This window comes from Streptomyces sp. NPDC058620 (assembly GCF_042717135.1).
Taxonomy (GTDB): Bacteria; Actinomycetota; Actinomycetes; order Streptomycetales; family Streptomycetaceae; genus Streptomyces.
The window spans coordinates 42,229-57,564 of the sequence record NZ_JBHXQO010000018.1 but is presented as its reverse complement, the minus strand read 5'-3'; the positions used below and the strand labels follow the sequence as shown (position 1 = coordinate 57,564).

Here is a 15,336-nt window from a genome sequence, read left to right as displayed (position 1 = left end):
CCGTACTACGCGCCGCGCAGCACCGCGCCGGTCCGCTCGGCGGCCAGCGCGACCGCCGTGTCGCGGGCGGCCGAAGCCTCCTCGACGGTCAGCGTGCGGTCCGCGGCACGGAACCGCAGCGCGTACGCCAGGGACTTCTTGCCCTCGCCGATCTGGTCACCGGTGAAGACGTCGAACAGCCGCAGCGATTCGAGGAGTCCGCCCGCGCCCTCGCGCAGAGCACGCTCCACGTCGGCGGCGGTCACGTCCTGCTCCACGATCAGCGCGACGTCCTGGGTCGCGACCGGGAAGGCCGAGATCCGCGGCGCCTGGAGGGCACCGTCGACGGCCTGCTCCAGGACGTCGAGCTCGACCTCCATGGCACAGGTGCGCTCGGGCAGGTGGAGCTCCTTGACGACCCGCGGGTGAAGCTCACCCGCGTGCCCGAAGAGCGTCTCCTCGCCGTTCACCGTGACGTACAGCGCGGCGCAGCGGCCGGGGTGCCACGGAGCGTGCTGGTCGCCGCGGACGATCAGCTCGACGCCCGCCTCGCGGGCGATCATGCGGGCCGCCTCGATGGAGTCCGCCCAGTCGGCCGGGCGGCCCTTGCCCCACCAGCCGGCCTGCTCGCGGGCGCCCGCGAGGACGACGGCGGCGCGACGCGGCTGACGCGGCAGCGCGGCGTCGAGTCCGGCGATCTCCTCGTCGGTGGGACGACGGTCGACGGGCAGCCGGACGGCCTGCGTCTCGGTGCCGGTCAGTGGGGCCTCCCCTGCTCGAACGGAGTTGAGAGCTCGGGGAAGGAAGACCAGGCCGGTCTCGAAGAGCGCGAGGTCGTGGCTGCCGCGGCCGTCGTTGCGCCGCATTGCGCCGAGGAGACCCGGCAGCAGCGTGGTGCGCAGCGACGGCTCCTCGTCGGAGAGCGGGTTGACGAGGGTGACCGTGCGGCGGCGGGCGTCGTCCTTGTCCAGGCCGAGCTGGTCGAGGACGGCGGTGCCGATGAACGGGTAGCTCAGCGCCTCGACGTAGCCCGCTCCGGCGAGTGCCCGGCCGATGCGGCGGTGCAGCCGCTGACGGTCGGTGAGCCCTCGGCCCGACGGCGGCGTCGGCAGGGTCGACGGAAGGTTCTCGTAGCCCTCCAGCCGGATGACCTCTTCGGCGAGGTCGTTCGGCTCGGCGAGGTCGGGGCGCCAGGACGGCACCGTGACGATCAGCTCGTCCTGCCCGTAGACGTCGCAGCCGACCTGCTGGAGGCGGCGTACGACGGTCTCCCGGCCGTACGCGACTCCGGCCACCCGGTCGGGGTGGTCGGCCGGCATGGCGATGGTGCGGGGAGCGGACGGGGCACTGATCTCGGTGACGCCCGACTCGGCGGTGCCGCCCGCGAGGAGGACCAGCAGGTCCACCGTGCGCTGCGCGGCGGCGGCGGCCGCGGCGGGGTCGACGCCGCGCTCGAAGCGCTTGGACGCCTCGGAGGACAGCTTGTGGCGGCGCGCGGTGCGGGCGATGGAGATCGCGTCGAAGTGCGCCGCCTCGATGACGACCGAGGTGGTGGTGTGCTCACCGGCCGCGGCGTCCGCGATCTCGGTGTTGGCGCCGCCCATGACGCCCGCGAGACCGATCGGCCCGCGGTCGTCGGTGATGACGAGATCCTCGGCGTCCAGGACCCGCACGGTGCCGTCCAGCGTGGTGAGCTTCTCGCCCTGCTGGGCGCGGCGCACCCCGATCGTCCCGTCGACGAGGGTCCGGTCGTAGGCGTGCAGCGGCTGGCCGAGTTCGAGCATCACGTAGTTCGTGACGTCGACCGCGAGCGAGACGGTGCGCATCCCGGCCTTCTGCAGGCGGCGCTGCATCCAGATCGGGGAACGGGCCTCGGGCTCCAGGCCGACCACGGTGCGGGCGGTGAAGCGGTCGCAGCCGAAGGGGTCGGACACCTTCACCGGGTAGCCGAACGCGTTCGGCGCGGGTACGTCGAGGAGCGCCGGGTCGCGCAGCGGCAGCCCGTACGCGATGGCCGTCTCACGCGCGACACCGCGCATGGAGAGGCAGTAGCCCCGGTCCGGCGTGACGGCGATGTCGAGGACCTCGTCGACGAGCTCCAGGAGCTCGATCGCGTCGGTACCGGCCTCGTGCTCCGGCGGCAGCACGATGATGCCGTGCGTGCCGTCGTCGCCCATGCCGAGCTCGTCGGTGGAGCAGATCATGCCGTGAGAGGTCTTGCCGTACGTCTGACGTGCGGCGATGGCGAAGTCACCGGGCAGCACGGCGCCGGGGAGCACCACGACGACCTTGTCACCGACGGAGAAGTTGCGGGCTCCGCAGACGATCTCCTGCGGTTCGCCGGTGCCGTTGGCCATGCCGACGTCGACCGTGCAGAAGCGGATGGGCTTCTTGAAGCCCTCCAGCTCCTCGATGGTCAGGACCTGTCCGACGACCAGCGGGCCCTGGAGGCCGGCGCCGATCTGCTCGACGGTCTCGACCTCCAGTCCCACGGCGACGAGCTTGGCCTGCACATCACGGCCGGTCTCCGTCGCCGGCAGGTCGACGTACTCCCGCAGCCAGGAAAGCGGGACGCGCATCAGATCTCCATCCCGAACGGCCGGGTGAACCGGACGTCACCCTCGACCATGTCTCGCATGTCTTCGACGTTGTGGCGGAACATCAGCATCCGCTCGATGCCGAACCCGAAGGCGAATCCGCTGTACTTCTTGGGGTCGACACCGCAGGCGACGAGCACCTTGGGGTTGACCATGCCGCAGCCGCCCAGCTCGATCCAGCCCTCGCTGCCGCAGGTGCGGCAGGGGCGGTCCGGGTTGCCCACGGACTCGCCGCGGCAGACGTAGCAGACCATGTCCATCTCGGCGGACGGCTCGGTGAACGGGAAGAAGTTCGGCCGGAGCCGGGTCTTCATGTCCGGGCCGAAGAGCGCCTGGACCATGTGGTCGAGGGTGCCCTTGAGGTCGGCCATGGTGAGGCCCTCGTCGATGGCCAGCAGCTCGATCTGGTGGAAGACCGGGGTGTGCGTGGCGTCGAGCTCGTCGGTGCGGTAGACCCGGCCGGGGCAGACCACGTAGACGGGGGGCTTCCGGCTGAGCAGGGAGCGCGCCTGGACCGGCGAGGTGTGCGTACGCAGCACGACGCCGGACTCGTCGCCCGTGGTCGGCCTGCCGTCGGGCGTGGTGCCCTGCACGAAGAAGGTGTCCTGCATCTGCCGGGCCGGGTGGTCGGGCACGAAGTTCAGGGCGTCGAAGTTGAACCACTCCGCCTCGACCTCGGGGCCCTCGGCGATCTCGTAGCCCATCGCCACGAAGACGTCGGCGACGCGCTCCATGATCGTGGTCAGCGGGTGCCGGGCGCCTGCCGGGGTGCGGTCGTACGGCAGCGTGACGTCGACTGCCTCCTCGACCAGGACCCGGGCGTCACGCTCGGCCTCCAGCTCCGCCTGACGGGCGGCGAGGGCCTTGGAGACGGCGCCGCGGGCCTGGCCCACGCGCTTGCCCGCCTCGGCCTTGGCCTGCGGCGGCAGGGCGCCGATCTCCCGGTTGGCGAGCGAAAGGGGCGAGGTACCACCGGTGTGCGCGGTCTTCGCCTGGGCGAGCGCGTCGAGGTCGCCGGCGGCGGCGAAGGCGGCGAACGCCTCGTCCCGCATGCGCTCGATCTCTTCCGGTTTCAGTGCCTCGACCTCGACTGGGTCGTACGACTTGTTCGGTGCCGACATCTCTTCCCGTGCTTCCGATTGGCTGATGGCGCGGCCCCGCTCGACGACTGGAGGACGCAAAGGTGCCAAAGGTCGAGTCTAAGGGCCGCAGGGAGGCGAAGAAGCCCGCGGGCGGCTCAGGCCCTCCCGTCGCCCGCCGCCACCCTTTCTGATCCGCTGCGCGAGACCCCTTATGTCAAACGAGTTATGTCAAATAGGCCGGGGCGCTCACAGGCAGGATAAATCGGAACTCGGCGCCGCCGCCGGGACCCCGGTCGACGGTGATCGTTCCGCCGTGCGCCTCGACGATGCCCTTGACGATGTACAGACCCAGGCCCGTACCGCCGCGCTTGCTCCCCCGCCAGAAGCGGGTGAAGACACGGCCCATCGACTCCTCGGGGATGCCAGGGCCTTCGTCGCTCACGGTGACTGCCGTTCCTGTCTCGTCACTCTTCGCCGGCGCGGATGCGGGGGCCACCTCAATGGTGACGGTTCCCTCGCCGTGGCGCACCGCGTTTTCCAGGAGGTTGCCGAGTACCTGGTCGACCTTGTCGGGATCGGCCCACAGTGCGGGCAGCGGCTGCCGGGTGCGTACGAGGAAGCGGTCGGGCGCCTGGCCGGACGCGATGTGGGCCTGGACGTGACGCTCCACGGCGGCGGAGATGTCCACGGGCTGGCGGCGCAGCTCCAGGCGGCCGGAGTCGATCCGGGAGATGTCGAGCAGCTCGGCGATGAGCCGGGTGACGCGGTTGGCGTCGGCGTCGACCGTCTCCAGCATCAGCCGCTTCTGGTCGTCCGTGAACCGCTCCCACTTGGCGAGCAGGGTCGCGGTGAAGCCCTTGACCGAGGTCAGCGGGGAGCGCAGCTCATGGGCGACGGTGGCGATCAGTTCGGCGTGGCTGAGCTCGGTACGGCGACGGGCCTCGGTGCCCCGCAGGGAGATCACCAGGCGGCGCACCGGCCCGGTCGGGCTCTCGCGTACGTACCGCGCGGAGACCAGGACCTCGCGCCCGCCGGGCAGGAGCAGGTTCCGCTCGGGCTGGCCGACACGGGTGGCCAGCCCCCCGTACGGGTCGGTCAGTGTCCACCAGCGCCGGCCCTTGAGGTCTTCGAGGGGCAGCGCGTGCTCCAGCGGGCGGCCGAGTGCGGCGGCGCGCGGAGTGGCGGTGATCCGGGCCGCGGCGGAGTTGAAGCAGATGACCCTGCCGGTCTCGTCGGCGACGACGAGACCGTCGGGCAGATCGTCCGGGTCGATGTCACCGGGACCGATGAGGGACTCGTCCCGCGCGGCGGGCTCGGCGGCTGCGGCGCGCACGGCGGCCGTGTGTGTCTCTCGCGGCCTGCTCATGCCGACTGCCATATTGCCGTACCCCACCTCTCGAACCGGTGCAGTGGGCCCCCGAGTTCGTCACCCTACTAGTCGTCGGGGAACGAGCGACACCCTGCGGGATCGAATGGGCGACGATCCCTGGACGAGAGCCCCTAGACGGCCGTGCGCCGGGGGCGCTGGGCGCGAGCGGAGGCGTACAGGCACACGGCCGCCGCCGTCGCGAGGTTGAGGCTCTCCGCCTTGCCGTGAATCGGTACCCGGACCACCGCGTCGGCCAGGGCCCGCGTCTCCTCGGGGAGCCCCCACGCCTCGTTGCCGAAGACCCAGGCGGTTGGGCCGCCCATGGTGCCGGCGTCCAGCTCGTCGTCGAGGTCGTCGTCGCCCGCGCCGTCCGCGGCGAGAATGCGCACGCCCGCGTCCCGCAGCCCGCGCACCGCCTGGTCGACGGGCACGCCCACGGCGACCGGCAGATGGAACAGGGAACCGACGGACGCCCGCACCGACTTGGGGTTGTACAGGTCCACGGACGCGTCGGTCAGCACGACGGCGTCGGCCCCTGCCGCGTCGGCGCAGCGCAGCACCGTACCGGCGTTCCCGGGGTCACGGACGTTGGCCAGCACGGCTACGAGCGTCGGCTTCGCGGCGAGGATGTCCTCGAACGGTGAGTCGAGGAAGCGGCAGACGCCGATCAGACCCTGCGGGGTGACGGTCTGCGACACGTCGGCGAGTACGTCGCCGTCGGCGAGATGGACCCGGGCCCCTGCGGAGTGGGCGGCGTCGACGATGTCGGCGTACCGCTCGGCGGCCTCGACGGTGGCGAAGAGCTCGATCAGTGTCGGCTCACCGTCTCCGCCCCGGTGCCCCGCGGCCTCGCGCACGGCCTGCGGCCCCTCGGCGATGAACCTGCGCTCCTTGCCGCGGAAGTTTCGCTTGGCCAGCCGTCGGGCGGCCGTGACACGCGGCGATCGCGAGGAGATCAGTTCGGGGGTGCCCATGGTCGGCGGCGAGCCTCTCTGCGTACGGAGGAACGAAAGCGGGGGTGCAACGCACCGGACCCGCAGACGGCTCGCGCCTGCGGGTCCGGCTCAGAAACCTGGAAGGACTGCCTGGATCAGGCGGCCTTCGGGGCGTTGACGTCGCTCGGGAGGGCCTTCTGGGCCACCTCGACGAGCGCGGCGAACGCGTTGGCGTCGTTGACCGCGAGCTCGGCCAGGATCTTGCGGTCCACCTCGATGTTGGCGGCCTTCAGACCCTGGATGAGGCGGTTGTACGTCATGCCGTTCTGGCGGGCAGCGGCGTTGATGCGCTGGATCCACAGCTGACGGAAGTCGCCCTTGCGCTTCTTGCGGTCGTTGTAGTTGTAGACCAGGGAGTGAGTGACCTGCTCCTTGGCCTTGCGGTACAGGCGCGAACGCTGACCGCGGTAGCCCTTGGCCGCCTCGAGGATTGCCCGGCGCTTCTTGTGGGCGTTGACTGCCCGCTTGACGCGTGCCACTTGTTAACTCCTTGTAGCGGGGCCGTGGTTGAACTCACACGGCCCGGAAACGAATTGGTCCCGGTCGGATCGAGATCGCGCCCCCGGATCAGCGGGGGCGGCGACTCACTTGCCGAGAAGCTTCTTGATCTTCTTGGCGTCGGCCGGAGCCACGACGACCGTGCCGGACAGCGAGCGGGTCTTCTTGGACGACTTGTGCTCGAGAAGGTGGCGCTTGCCGGCCTTCTCGCGGAGCACCTTGCCGGAGCCGGTGATCTTGAAGCGCTTGCTGGCACCGCTGTGCGTCTTGTTCTTCGGCATCGCGCCGTTCTCTCCTCGTCAGTGGCGCCCCTCTCGGTGCGGGGCACCGGACTGCAGGGGCGTCAGATCTTTGGTGGGATATTCCGCGGGGACCTGGGGGCGCCTGGATGGCAGCCCCCAGAGGTCACGCCTCGGAAGGTGTCTCGGCCTGGGCCTCGACCGCTTCGGCCGGAGCCTCGGCTGCGTCGCCCTCGGACTCGGCGTCGTGGGCGTAACCCTGACGCTCCGCCTTACGGGCGGCCTGGGCCTCACGGGCCTCGGCCATGGCTTCGGTCTTCTTCTTGTGCGGGCCCAGAACCATGATCATGTTCCGGCCGTCCTGCTTCGGATTGGACTCGATGAAACCGAGGTCCTCGACATCCGAAGCGAGACGCTGGAGCAGTCGGAAGCCCAGCTCGGGGCGGGACTGCTCACGACCACGGAACATGATCGTGATCTTGACCTTGTCACCCTGCTTGAGGAACCGAACGACGTGACCCTTCTTGGTGTCATAGTCGTGCGGGTCGATCTTCGGCCGGAGCTTCATTTCCTTGATGACCGTGTGCGCCTGGTTCTTGCGCGCCTCACGGGCCTTCATGGCCGACTCGTACTTGAACTTTCCGTAGTCCATGAGCTTGCACACGGGGGGGCGGGCTGTCGCCGCCACCTCGACCAGGTCGAGGTCATACTCCTGTGCGAGCTCCAGGGCTTTGGCAAGCGGAACAATCCCGACCTGCTCGCCGCTGGGACCGACAAGTCGCACCTCGGGAACGCGAATCCGGTCGTTGATGCGGGGCTCGGCGCTGATGGATCCTCCTCGGTTGCACCACGCGGACCGCCTGGCGGACAGCCGCGTAGTGTCTGTTTCGAAAGACCAACCGTGGCGGGACACGAAAAATGCCCCGGACGGGACACAGGCGGGGCTCCTGGAAATACCGGAACACCGCCGCGGTCAACCGCGGGGCGCATCATCGGGCAGCTCCATCGTCCGTACGGAACGATGGGCGCCACCTGACCGGTGACCCGCCGTCCCGGAGGACGGTCAGGTGGGAGATCGGAGCCTCCACTTGTGGGCCGAGCACATAGGTGTCCGGCCGGTCGTTACACAAGGTTAGCAGCTCCGGCGGGGTGCTGCTAACCCGCCGGGCGTCGCGGGCCGGGGGCGGGCGGGGAGCGTCTCCCGCAGTCGGGGGCCTCTGAGCATGGCCTTATCGTGTGGGACATGAGTGACGCGACCCCCCGTAGTGAATCCCCCGGCTTCGACGACATGGCCCGCGATATCGCGGAGGTCCCCGCGGTCGAGGTGATCGTGACGGTCGCCGTGAACCTGATGAGCGCAGCCGCCGTGAAGCTCGGCCTCACCGAGGACGGCGACGACCACAAGGACCTGGACGAGGCCCGCAAGCTGGTGCACGCCCTGGCCGGCCTGCTGGACGCGAGCACCACCGAGATCAGCACCTTCCACGCGTCCCCGCTGCGCGACGGCCTGAAGTCGCTCCAGCTGGCGTTCCGCGAGGCGTCGCTCGTACCGGACGAGCCCGGTCAGGGCCCGGGCGAGAAGTACACGGGCCCGGTGTACGGCTAGTCCGTTCCGTCAGCCGCCTCCCTCCGGCCCTTCTGACCTTCCCGTCTTCCCGGTCTTCCCCCTCTTCCCGACGACGCGAGCCCGCAGCCTGTGACAGGCGGCGGGCTCGCGTCGTGTGCGTCCGGGTTCAGCGTGCGAACAGTCATGCGCGTTTGGGGTTCAGCGTGCGAACAGGGGCTCGCCCGGTGCGACGGCGTCGGCCGGGAGCAGCGCCAGGTCGAGGCCGCGCACCAGCCTGGCCCGCAGCGCCTCACTGGCCGCCAGTGCTCCGGCCAGCCGCTGCGCGGCTTCGGCGGGAACGGCGTCCGGGGCGAGGACCACCGCCACGATGCCGTCGGCCGGGCCGGGGCCGAGGTGGGCCCGCACCACGGCGGGCTCGGCGGCCACGACGTCCCGTACCGCCCTGACGACGGCGGGGTCGTCGAGCGGGTCCGCGCTGACCCGGTTCTCGGCGAGGGCGCGCAGCGCCGATCCGGTCAGCTCGAAGGCGACCGGGCCCGCGAGGTCGAGCACCACGGTGTCCGCCTTCTCGTGCGCCGCGGCCTGGAGCGCCTGGTGCAGGGGTACGGCGACGGGGCGGGCCTCCGGGTCCCAGAGCGCCAGCGCCGCGGTCGAGGTGAAGGCGGGCAGGGCGCGGCGGTCACCCGCTTGCAGGGTGGGGACCGCCATATCGCTGGTCTTCTCGCGGCGCAGCCCGTTCTCGTCCTCCTCCACCTCGCCGAGCACGGCGACGACGGGGACGAGCAGCCGGGCGCCGAGCAGAGCTTCGAGGACCGGGCCGACGGCCTTCCGGTCCTGCGACCATGCGGCGAGCGCCGCGGTCAGCTCGGGAGCGGCCGTGCCGTCGTCGTCGGAGAAACCGGGGTCCGGAATGTTCTTGAGCGCCACATGACGAGCGTAGTGGGTCCGCTTTCTCATCCTGGCGACAGGTCGGGCACAGGGTGCTGCCAGTTCCCCTTCCTGGCGGGCGGAGCATGTCCCGCCACAGAATGCGCCGCTCAGCGCTGTCCACCCTCCGCGCTGTCCGCCTCCGTGACGGCCGTGGTGCCGCTGGCGGGTTCGGCCGCCGGGGGCGCCTTCCTGGTGGGTCGGTCACCGGATCGCGCGCCCGTCGCCATCGCGTCCGTATCGTCCGCTTCGAGCCCGCCGGCCGGGGCGGCGGCGAGCGAGGAGGCCGAGGTGGATCTCGACGCGGAGCTGGCACGGGCGGTGGCGCCGCTGATCGGCGACGCCGCGCTGTCCGTCGCCGTGCTGGGCGACGGCGGTGCGCCGATCGCGGCGTACGGGGACACGAGGACGTACGACACCGCGAGCATCGTCAAGGTCGATGTGCTGGCCGCCCTGCTGCTCCTGGCCCAGGACGAGGGGCGTGAGCTGAACGGCGCCGAGCACGGATACGCGGCCGCGATGATCCGGCGCAGCGACAACGCCTCGGCGACCAGGCTGTGGCAGGTGATCGGCGGTGCGGAGGGGCTCGACGCGGCCAATGCCCGGCTCGAGCTGACCTCGACGGCCGCCGCACGGGCGTGGGGGCTGACACAGACCACGGCCTGCGACCAGGTGCGTCTGCTCCGGGCGGTCTTCGGCCCGGCCGGGGATTCCGCGCTGTCCGCCGGCTCGCGGGCGTACGTGCAGGAGCTGATGGGAAAGGTCGGGGCGGATCAGCAGTGGGGAGTGTCCGCGGCGGGCACCGGCTGGTCGCTGAAGAACGGCTGGATGCCGCGCACCACGACGGGGCTGTGGGACATCAACAGCATCGGCCGGGTCCTCGCCGGTGGCCGCACGTATCTGGTCGCCGTGCTCTCCGACGGGCACGCCACGAAAGAGGCGGGCATCGCGCTCGTCGAGTCGGTGGCCGGGGCGGCGGTCGGGGCGGTCAGCGACGCCGCCCGCTAGGCCCTGGGGCCCCGGCCTTCCCTGCCGCGCCACAGGACGACGGCCAGGGCCAGCAGCACCGCACCGAGTCCGCCGGCTGTCGGGGCCAGCCAGTTCGCCGAGCTGTCGTCCTCGGGCCGGGGGGTGGGGCCGGGGCCGAAGAACTGCTTGCCGTAGCCGGTCGCGGCGGAGCCGGGGTTCCCCGCGGTACGGGTGCGTGAACCGGCCTCGATCGCGGCGGCCGGGTCGACGAGGCCATAGCCCCGGGCGTCGTCGCGGCCGTCCGGCGGGGAGTTGCGGGCGGTGTCCGCGAGGAGCTTCTTGACCTGGGCGGGGCCCAGCTCCGGGTGGGCGGCGCGGACCAGGGCGACGGCCCCGGACACGAACGCGGACGCGGCGGAGGTGCCCCACTCGATGTAGTAGTGGCGGTCGGGGTTGGCGACGACGATGTCGACGCCGGGCGCGCTGACGGTGGCGTACCAGCGGCGGGTGGAGAACGCGGCGTGCGTGCCGTACTTGTCGACGGCCGCGACCGCGATCACCCCGGGGTAGGCGGCCGGGTACGAGATGTGGTCGCCCTTCTCGCCGCTGTTGCCGGCCGACGCGACGACCGAGACGCCCTTGGCCAGCGCGTACTGGACGGCCGCGTCCTCGCTCGGCTCGGGGTGGGCGGATTTGCTGTCGTCGCCGAGGGAGAGGTTGATGACGTCCGCGCCGTGGTCCGTGGCCCAGCGGATGCCTTCCGCGAGGGCGGTTCCGCGTGATTCACGGGCCTTCGCCCGGGACGGGTCGTTGGACTCCAGGATCACCCGGCCGGGCAGGATCTTGGCTTCGGGGGCGATGCCGAGGACGCCGTTGCCCCGGCCGGGGCCGCTGCCCCGGCCCGCGATGATCCCGGCCATCGCGGTGCCGTGCAGGGCCCAGGCCCGGTCGCCGCGCTCCGCGCCGAAGCCGATCAGGTCCTTGCCTGGCAGGACCTGGCCTGCGAGGTCCGGGTGGGTGGCGTCGACACCCGTGTCCAGGACGGCGACCGTGACGCCTTCGCCCTTGGTGGTCTGCCAGGCCCGGTCGGTGTGGAGCGCGGCCAGGCCCCACTGCTGGTCGCGGATGCCGTCGGCTTGCGCGGGCGCGGCGGGGACCAGGGCGAACGCGGTCGCGGCGCAGACCGCCGCGAGGGCCCTGCGGCGGCGTCCGGGCGGGCGTCGTCGGCTCATTCCGGCTGCTCCGTGAGCTCGGTGACGGTCTTGCGCAGGCCGCGTTCCACCCGGTCCGCCACGCCCTTCGCCTCGTGGCCTAGCCCTGCCTGGGCGACGGCGGTCGTCGCGTCCGGGGCCATGGCCTCGGCGGCGGGCTGGGGTGCGGGCACGGGGCGTCCGTCGGCGAATCCGGAGACGGCGAACACGACGACGGGCACCTCGGTCAGGACGTGAACGGTCCAGCTGGCTCGCTGCCGGTCGCCAAACCCGGCGGCGACGGTGCCCTCGGGGGCGTAGGTACGCGGCACCAGGTCGGCGCGTCCGTCGAGGCGCTGGCCGGTGAACCGGGTGCTGAGGGCGCGCATCCCCTCGGTGTCGGCCTCCGTGAAGACCATTCCGACGGTGACGAGGCTGCTGTGGGTCGCGTCGGTGTAGGTGGCCCGCACCATGCGTGCGCAGCCGACGGGGCGCAGCGTCTTGAGGAGCAGCGGATCGAGGCCCTTGGCGCAGGAGCTGTCCGGGGCGACGGCGACCCGGGTCCAGACCCGGTCCGTGGCCCCGGGGCCCGCGCCGTCGCCCTTGAGGGTGGCCGGGAAGAGGGTGCCGACGGGCACGCTGTGCCAGGCGGTGCGGCCCTCGCTGTACGCGGTGGGGGCGCCGGGGCCGGCCGAGGAGTCACCGGTCAGCCAGGCCCCGGTGACCGCGCCCCCGATCAGGCCGAGCCCGAGCACGACACAGACGGCGGCGCCCAGGGTCCGCGCGGGGTGGCGCGGCCGGACGGGACGCAGCCGGGTGGTGGTCTCGGCGGGCGTCTCGGCGAAGGCGTACCGGGGCGGCACGTAGGGGTTCGGGTACGGGTGGGGCCCCGGGGCGGACCCGGGCGCCGCGGAGAGGTCCACGGCGCCGACAGGGCGGCGCCGCGTGACGGGGTGCGGCGGCCCGACGGGCTCCCCGGGCCGCGGTCCGGCTGCCGGGCCCGCCGGAGGGACCGGGCCCGCCGGAGGGACCGGCCGCAGGCGTGCGGTCGTTTCGGCGGGCGCGGGCGGAGGCTGAACGGGTGGGGCCTGGCCGGGCGGCGCATGCCTCGCCGGCCGGCTCGGCGGGAGGTGGGCGGGGGGTTGCTGTGGTGCGGCAGCGGACGGCTGCGGCTGAGCGGGGGTGTACGGCTGCTGCTGCGGAGCACGGAAGGACGGCTCCTGCCGCGGTGCGGGAGCGGGTGCGGACGGCTCCGGCTGCCGCTGCGGCGGCGAGGCGGGGATCGGGGGCTCCTGCCGGGCGGGCAGGTTCCGGGGCGGCCGGGGCCCGGGCGGCTGCGCCGCGCCGTGGCCGGCCGTCGCCGGAGGGGGCGGAGTGGCCGGGAGGGGTGGAGTGGCCGGGCGGGGTGGCACGGGAGCGCGTCGCGCTTCGGTACTCATCCGGCCCCCTGGTTCGCGTCCTCGTACCGCCCGCGGACCGCCCTCACGGGCGGGCCCGTTGGTCAGCGCGTGACCGTCACTCTACGGGTTGGCGGGTGACCGTTGGGAACGGACGCCGTGGCTCGGGGCATCTGCCCCGATCGTCCCCCTACCCAGCGGTACGGGTGTCTGGCAAGCTGCGGCCATGACTGCCCGCGCCGCTGACCGGACCCGTTACAACCGGGCCACCGCCCATCTCGACGCCCCGCTCGCCGTCGTCGATCTGGAGGCGTTCGACGCCAACGCGGACGACCTGGTGAGCCGGGCCGCCGGCAAACCGGTCCGGGTGGCGAGCAAGTCGGTGCGGTGCCGGGCCCTCCTGGAGCGGGTGCTCGCACGTCCCGGGTTCACGGGGATCATGTCGTTCACCCTCGCGGAGTCGCTGTGGCTGGCCCGGGCCGGTTTCGAGGACGTGCTGCTGGCCTATCCGTCGGCCGACCGTGCCGCGTTCGCGGAGCTGGCAGGTGATCCGAAGCTCGCCGGGGCGGTGACCGTCATGGTCGACGACCCGTCCCAGCTGGAGCTGATCGATGCCGCGCGGGCCGGCGGGCAGGAGGAGATCCGGGTCTGCCTGGAGCTGGACACCTCGCTGCGCCTGCTCGGCGGCCGGGTCAGGATCGGGGCGCTGCGTTCCCCCCTGCGCTCGCCCGCCCAACTGGCGGAGCTGGCACGCTCGGTGGCGCGCAGGCCCGGTTTCCGGCTGGTGGGGCTGATGGCGTACGAAGGTCATGTCGCCGGTGTCGGCGACTCGGTCGCCGGGCGGCCGCTGCGCTCCCGGGCCGTGCGGCTGATGCAGACGGCGGCCCGCAAGGAGCTGGCGGCGCGGCGGGCCGAGGTGGTGCGGGCGGTGCGCGCGGTCACACCGGACGTGGAGTTCGTGAACGGCGGCGGCACCGGCAGCGTGCAGCACACGGCCGCCGAGTCGGCGGTGACGGAGATCGCGGCCGGGTCGGGGCTCTACGTACCGCGGCTGTTCGACAACTACACGTCGTTCACGGGCCGCCCGGCGGCCCTGTTCGCGCAGCCGGTGGTCCGGCGGCCCGGGGTGGGCGTGGTGACGGTGCTCGGTGGCGGCTATCCCGCGTCCGGGGCCGCCGGCCGTGACCGGCTGCCCGTCCCGTATCTGCCGGAGGGACTGCGCTACGACCCGCAGGAAGGTCCTGGCGAGGTGCAGACCCCACTGCTCGGCTCCCCCGCCGACGATCTGCTGATCGGTGACAAGGTGTGGTTCCGGCACGCGAAGGCGGGTGAACTGTGCGAGCGCTTCGACGAGCTCCAGCTGATCGAGGGCGACCGGATCACGGCGACCGTACCGACGTACCGCGGTGAGGGCCTGACCTTCCTCTGACCTCTGACGCGCCTGTGCCGCGGGGGCAGGGCTCAGGGAGCGATCGAGCTGCCCACTCCCCCGCTCGTCGCGCTGTCGCCGATCGGGCGGATGCCCTTGGTGATCGTGTCCATGAGGGAGAGCGGCAGGTCGCCCTGGCCCGCGTCGAAGGCGAAGCGCACGATGACCGGCGTCTCGCTGCCCACGGCCGAGGGGAAGACCAGGGACTGCACGTAGCCGCCGGGCCCCTTGCCCGTGGTGACCCGCCAGCGCACGAGGTAGCCGGTGCGCCCCGCCACGGTGACCGACGTGGAGGCGAGCTCCTCGTGGGACCTGATGCCGCCGTGGAGGCGGTTGCCGAGGGAGTTCTCCTCGTACGCGTTGTCCGCCGCTGTCTCGATGTCCGCCTTGGCCAGGGCCTCGACGGAGGCGAGATCGGTGGAGCTCGCCGTACGGCTGCTGACCGTGCCGTGGTAGCAGAAGCCTCCCGAGTCACCCGGGCACCGGTAGGAGAGCACCGTGCGCATGACCGTCGTCGCCTGCTCCAGGGTGTTGTCCGGCTTCTCCCAGCCCTCCGGTACGGGCAGGGTGATCCCGTTGAGCTGGTCGACCAGTACCCTCGGGTCGTCCGACGGGCCGGTACCGGGGGACGCGGTGCCGGAGGGCGCGGTGCCGGAGGGCGCGGTGCCGGAGGGCGCGGTGCCGGAGGGCGCGGTGCCGGAGGGCGCGGTGCCGGAGGGCGAGCTGTGCGCGGGGGCCGGGGCGGCCGAACTGCTGGGCGCCGGCCCGGGCTTCGCGTCGCCGTCGTCCTTGCCGAGCAGTACGGCTCCGGTGACGGCCGCGCCGACGACGATCAGGCCCGTCAGGGTCATGACGATGGTCCTGGTGCTGCCGCCGGGGCGTGGGCGCGGCGGCAGCGGGGCCCCGAACTCCTGCGAGACGTACGCCTGGTGCCCGCCCTGCGCGACGGCGCCGAGCGGGCGGGTGTGCGCACTCCACGCCGTACCGTCCCACCAGCGCTCGGTGCCGGGTATCCCCGCGTCCGGATACCAGCCGGGCGGTGTCGCGTTGCTCATCCGGCTTAGCCTAGGGCCCCGGTTCCGGGGCGCCGGAGGCGGT

At 72.6% G+C, this 15,336-nt stretch carries 14 protein-coding genes; 3 read left to right on the top strand and 11 right to left on the bottom strand.

Annotated features, from left to right (window positions below; all coding sequences use genetic code 11):
* Positions 1-5: 5 nt before the first annotated feature.
* The 7 genes from pheT to infC all read right to left on the bottom strand — a co-directional run bounded on the left by pheT (position 6) and on the right by infC (position 7,630).
* Positions 6-2,558 (bottom strand): phenylalanine--tRNA ligase subunit beta, encoded by a 2,553-nt coding sequence (gene pheT / locus ACFWSK_RS19070; RefSeq protein WP_383787331.1) that lies wholly within the window; start codon positions 2,556-2,558, stop codon positions 6-8.
* Entirely contained in the window at positions 2,558-3,697 is a 1,140-nt protein-coding gene (pheS, locus tag ACFWSK_RS19065) for a phenylalanine--tRNA ligase subunit alpha (RefSeq protein WP_383787328.1), read from the bottom strand. The genes pheT and pheS overlap by 1 nt, the downstream gene beginning before the upstream one ends.
* A gap of 184 nt (positions 3,698-3,881) precedes the next feature.
* Positions 3,882-5,036, bottom strand: coding sequence for an ATP-binding protein (locus ACFWSK_RS19060; RefSeq protein WP_383787325.1), 1,155 nt, complete (start codon positions 5,034-5,036; stop codon positions 3,882-3,884).
* Positions 5,037-5,158: 122 nt separating this feature from the next.
* Complete coding sequence (locus ACFWSK_RS19055; protein ID WP_383787322.1) at positions 5,159-6,001, bottom strand: TrmH family RNA methyltransferase; 843 nt, start codon at positions 5,999-6,001, stop codon at positions 5,159-5,161.
* Positions 6,002-6,117: 116 nt separating this feature from the next.
* On the bottom strand, positions 6,118-6,501 hold the full coding sequence (gene rplT / locus ACFWSK_RS19050; protein WP_007457565.1) for a 50S ribosomal protein L20: 384 nt from the start codon (positions 6,499-6,501) through the stop codon (positions 6,118-6,120).
* Between the two features lie 105 nt (positions 6,502-6,606).
* Positions 6,607-6,801, bottom strand: a complete 195-nt coding sequence (gene rpmI, locus ACFWSK_RS19045) for a 50S ribosomal protein L35 (protein WP_173311612.1) — start codon at positions 6,799-6,801, stop codon at positions 6,607-6,609.
* Positions 6,802-6,925: 124 nt separating this feature from the next.
* Positions 6,926-7,630, bottom strand: a complete 705-nt coding sequence (infC, locus tag ACFWSK_RS19040) for a translation initiation factor IF-3 (protein WP_383787481.1) — start codon at positions 7,628-7,630, stop codon at positions 6,926-6,928.
* Positions 7,631-8,002: 372 nt separating this feature from the next.
* Between infC and ACFWSK_RS19035 the strand changes: the two genes are divergently transcribed.
* A complete protein-coding gene (locus tag ACFWSK_RS19035) occupies positions 8,003-8,365 on the top strand; it encodes a DUF1844 domain-containing protein (protein ID WP_185301810.1) in 363 nt (120 codons plus the stop codon).
* A gap of 159 nt (positions 8,366-8,524) precedes the next feature.
* Here the strand turns inward: ACFWSK_RS19035 and ACFWSK_RS19030 are convergent, their stop codons facing one another.
* Complete coding sequence (locus ACFWSK_RS19030) at positions 8,525-9,253, bottom strand: SseB family protein (protein WP_383787319.1); 729 nt, start codon at positions 9,251-9,253, stop codon at positions 8,525-8,527.
* A 291-nt stretch (positions 9,254-9,544) separates the two neighbouring features.
* Between ACFWSK_RS19030 and ACFWSK_RS19025 the strand changes: the two genes are divergently transcribed.
* A complete protein-coding gene (locus tag ACFWSK_RS19025; RefSeq protein WP_383787316.1) occupies positions 9,545-10,261 on the top strand; it encodes a serine hydrolase in 717 nt (238 codons plus the stop codon).
* Here ACFWSK_RS19025 and mycP read toward each other — a convergent pair.
* Together mycP and ACFWSK_RS19015 are read right to left on the bottom strand one after the other, a co-directional pair.
* Positions 10,258-11,454, bottom strand: a complete 1,197-nt coding sequence (gene mycP / locus ACFWSK_RS19020; protein WP_383787314.1) for a type VII secretion-associated serine protease mycosin — start codon at positions 11,452-11,454, stop codon at positions 10,258-10,260. The two genes, ACFWSK_RS19025 and mycP, sit on opposite strands and share 4 nt — an antisense overlap.
* On the bottom strand, positions 11,451-12,335 hold the full coding sequence (locus ACFWSK_RS19015) for a hypothetical protein (RefSeq protein ID WP_383787311.1): 885 nt from the start codon (positions 12,333-12,335) through the stop codon (positions 11,451-11,453). The genes mycP and ACFWSK_RS19015 overlap by 4 nt, the downstream gene beginning before the upstream one ends.
* A 700-nt stretch (positions 12,336-13,035) precedes the next feature.
* Between ACFWSK_RS19015 and ACFWSK_RS19010 the strand changes: the two genes are divergently transcribed.
* Entirely contained in the window at positions 13,036-14,238 is a 1,203-nt protein-coding gene (locus ACFWSK_RS19010; protein ID WP_383787308.1) for an amino acid deaminase/aldolase, read from the top strand.
* 32 nt (positions 14,239-14,270) lie between these two features.
* Here the strand turns inward: ACFWSK_RS19010 and ACFWSK_RS19005 are convergent, their stop codons facing one another.
* A complete protein-coding gene (locus ACFWSK_RS19005) occupies positions 14,271-15,293 on the bottom strand; it encodes a DUF2510 domain-containing protein (protein WP_383787305.1) in 1,023 nt (340 codons plus the stop codon).
* Between the last annotated feature and the right edge of the window lie 43 nt (positions 15,294-15,336).

Bases quoted from the DNA above. Each gene is read 5' to 3' on its own strand.
- pheT (WP_383787331.1), bottom strand. From the start codon at position 2,558: ATGCGCGTCCCGCTTTCCTGGCTGCGGGAGTACGTCGACCTGCCGGCG.
- pheS (WP_383787328.1), bottom strand. From the start codon at position 3,697: ATGTCGGCACCGAACAAGTCGTACGACCCAGTCGAGGTCGAGGCACTG.
- ACFWSK_RS19060 (WP_383787325.1), bottom strand. From the start codon at position 5,036: ATGGCAGTCGGCATGAGCAGGCCGCGAGAGACACACACGGCCGCCGTG.
- ACFWSK_RS19055 (WP_383787322.1), bottom strand. From the start codon at position 6,001: ATGGGCACCCCCGAACTGATCTCCTCGCGATCGCCGCGTGTCACGGCC.
- rpmI (WP_173311612.1), bottom strand. From the start codon at position 6,801: ATGCCGAAGAACAAGACGCACAGCGGTGCCAGCAAGCGCTTCAAGATC.
- ACFWSK_RS19035 (WP_185301810.1), top strand. From the start codon at position 8,003: ATGAGTGACGCGACCCCCCGTAGTGAATCCCCCGGCTTCGACGACATG.
- mycP (WP_383787314.1), bottom strand. From the start codon at position 11,454: ATGAGCCGACGACGCCCGCCCGGACGCCGCCGCAGGGCCCTCGCGGCG.
- ACFWSK_RS19010 (WP_383787308.1), top strand. From the start codon at position 13,036: ATGACTGCCCGCGCCGCTGACCGGACCCGTTACAACCGGGCCACCGCC.
- ACFWSK_RS19005 (WP_383787305.1), bottom strand. From the start codon at position 15,293: ATGAGCAACGCGACACCGCCCGGCTGGTATCCGGACGCGGGGATACCC.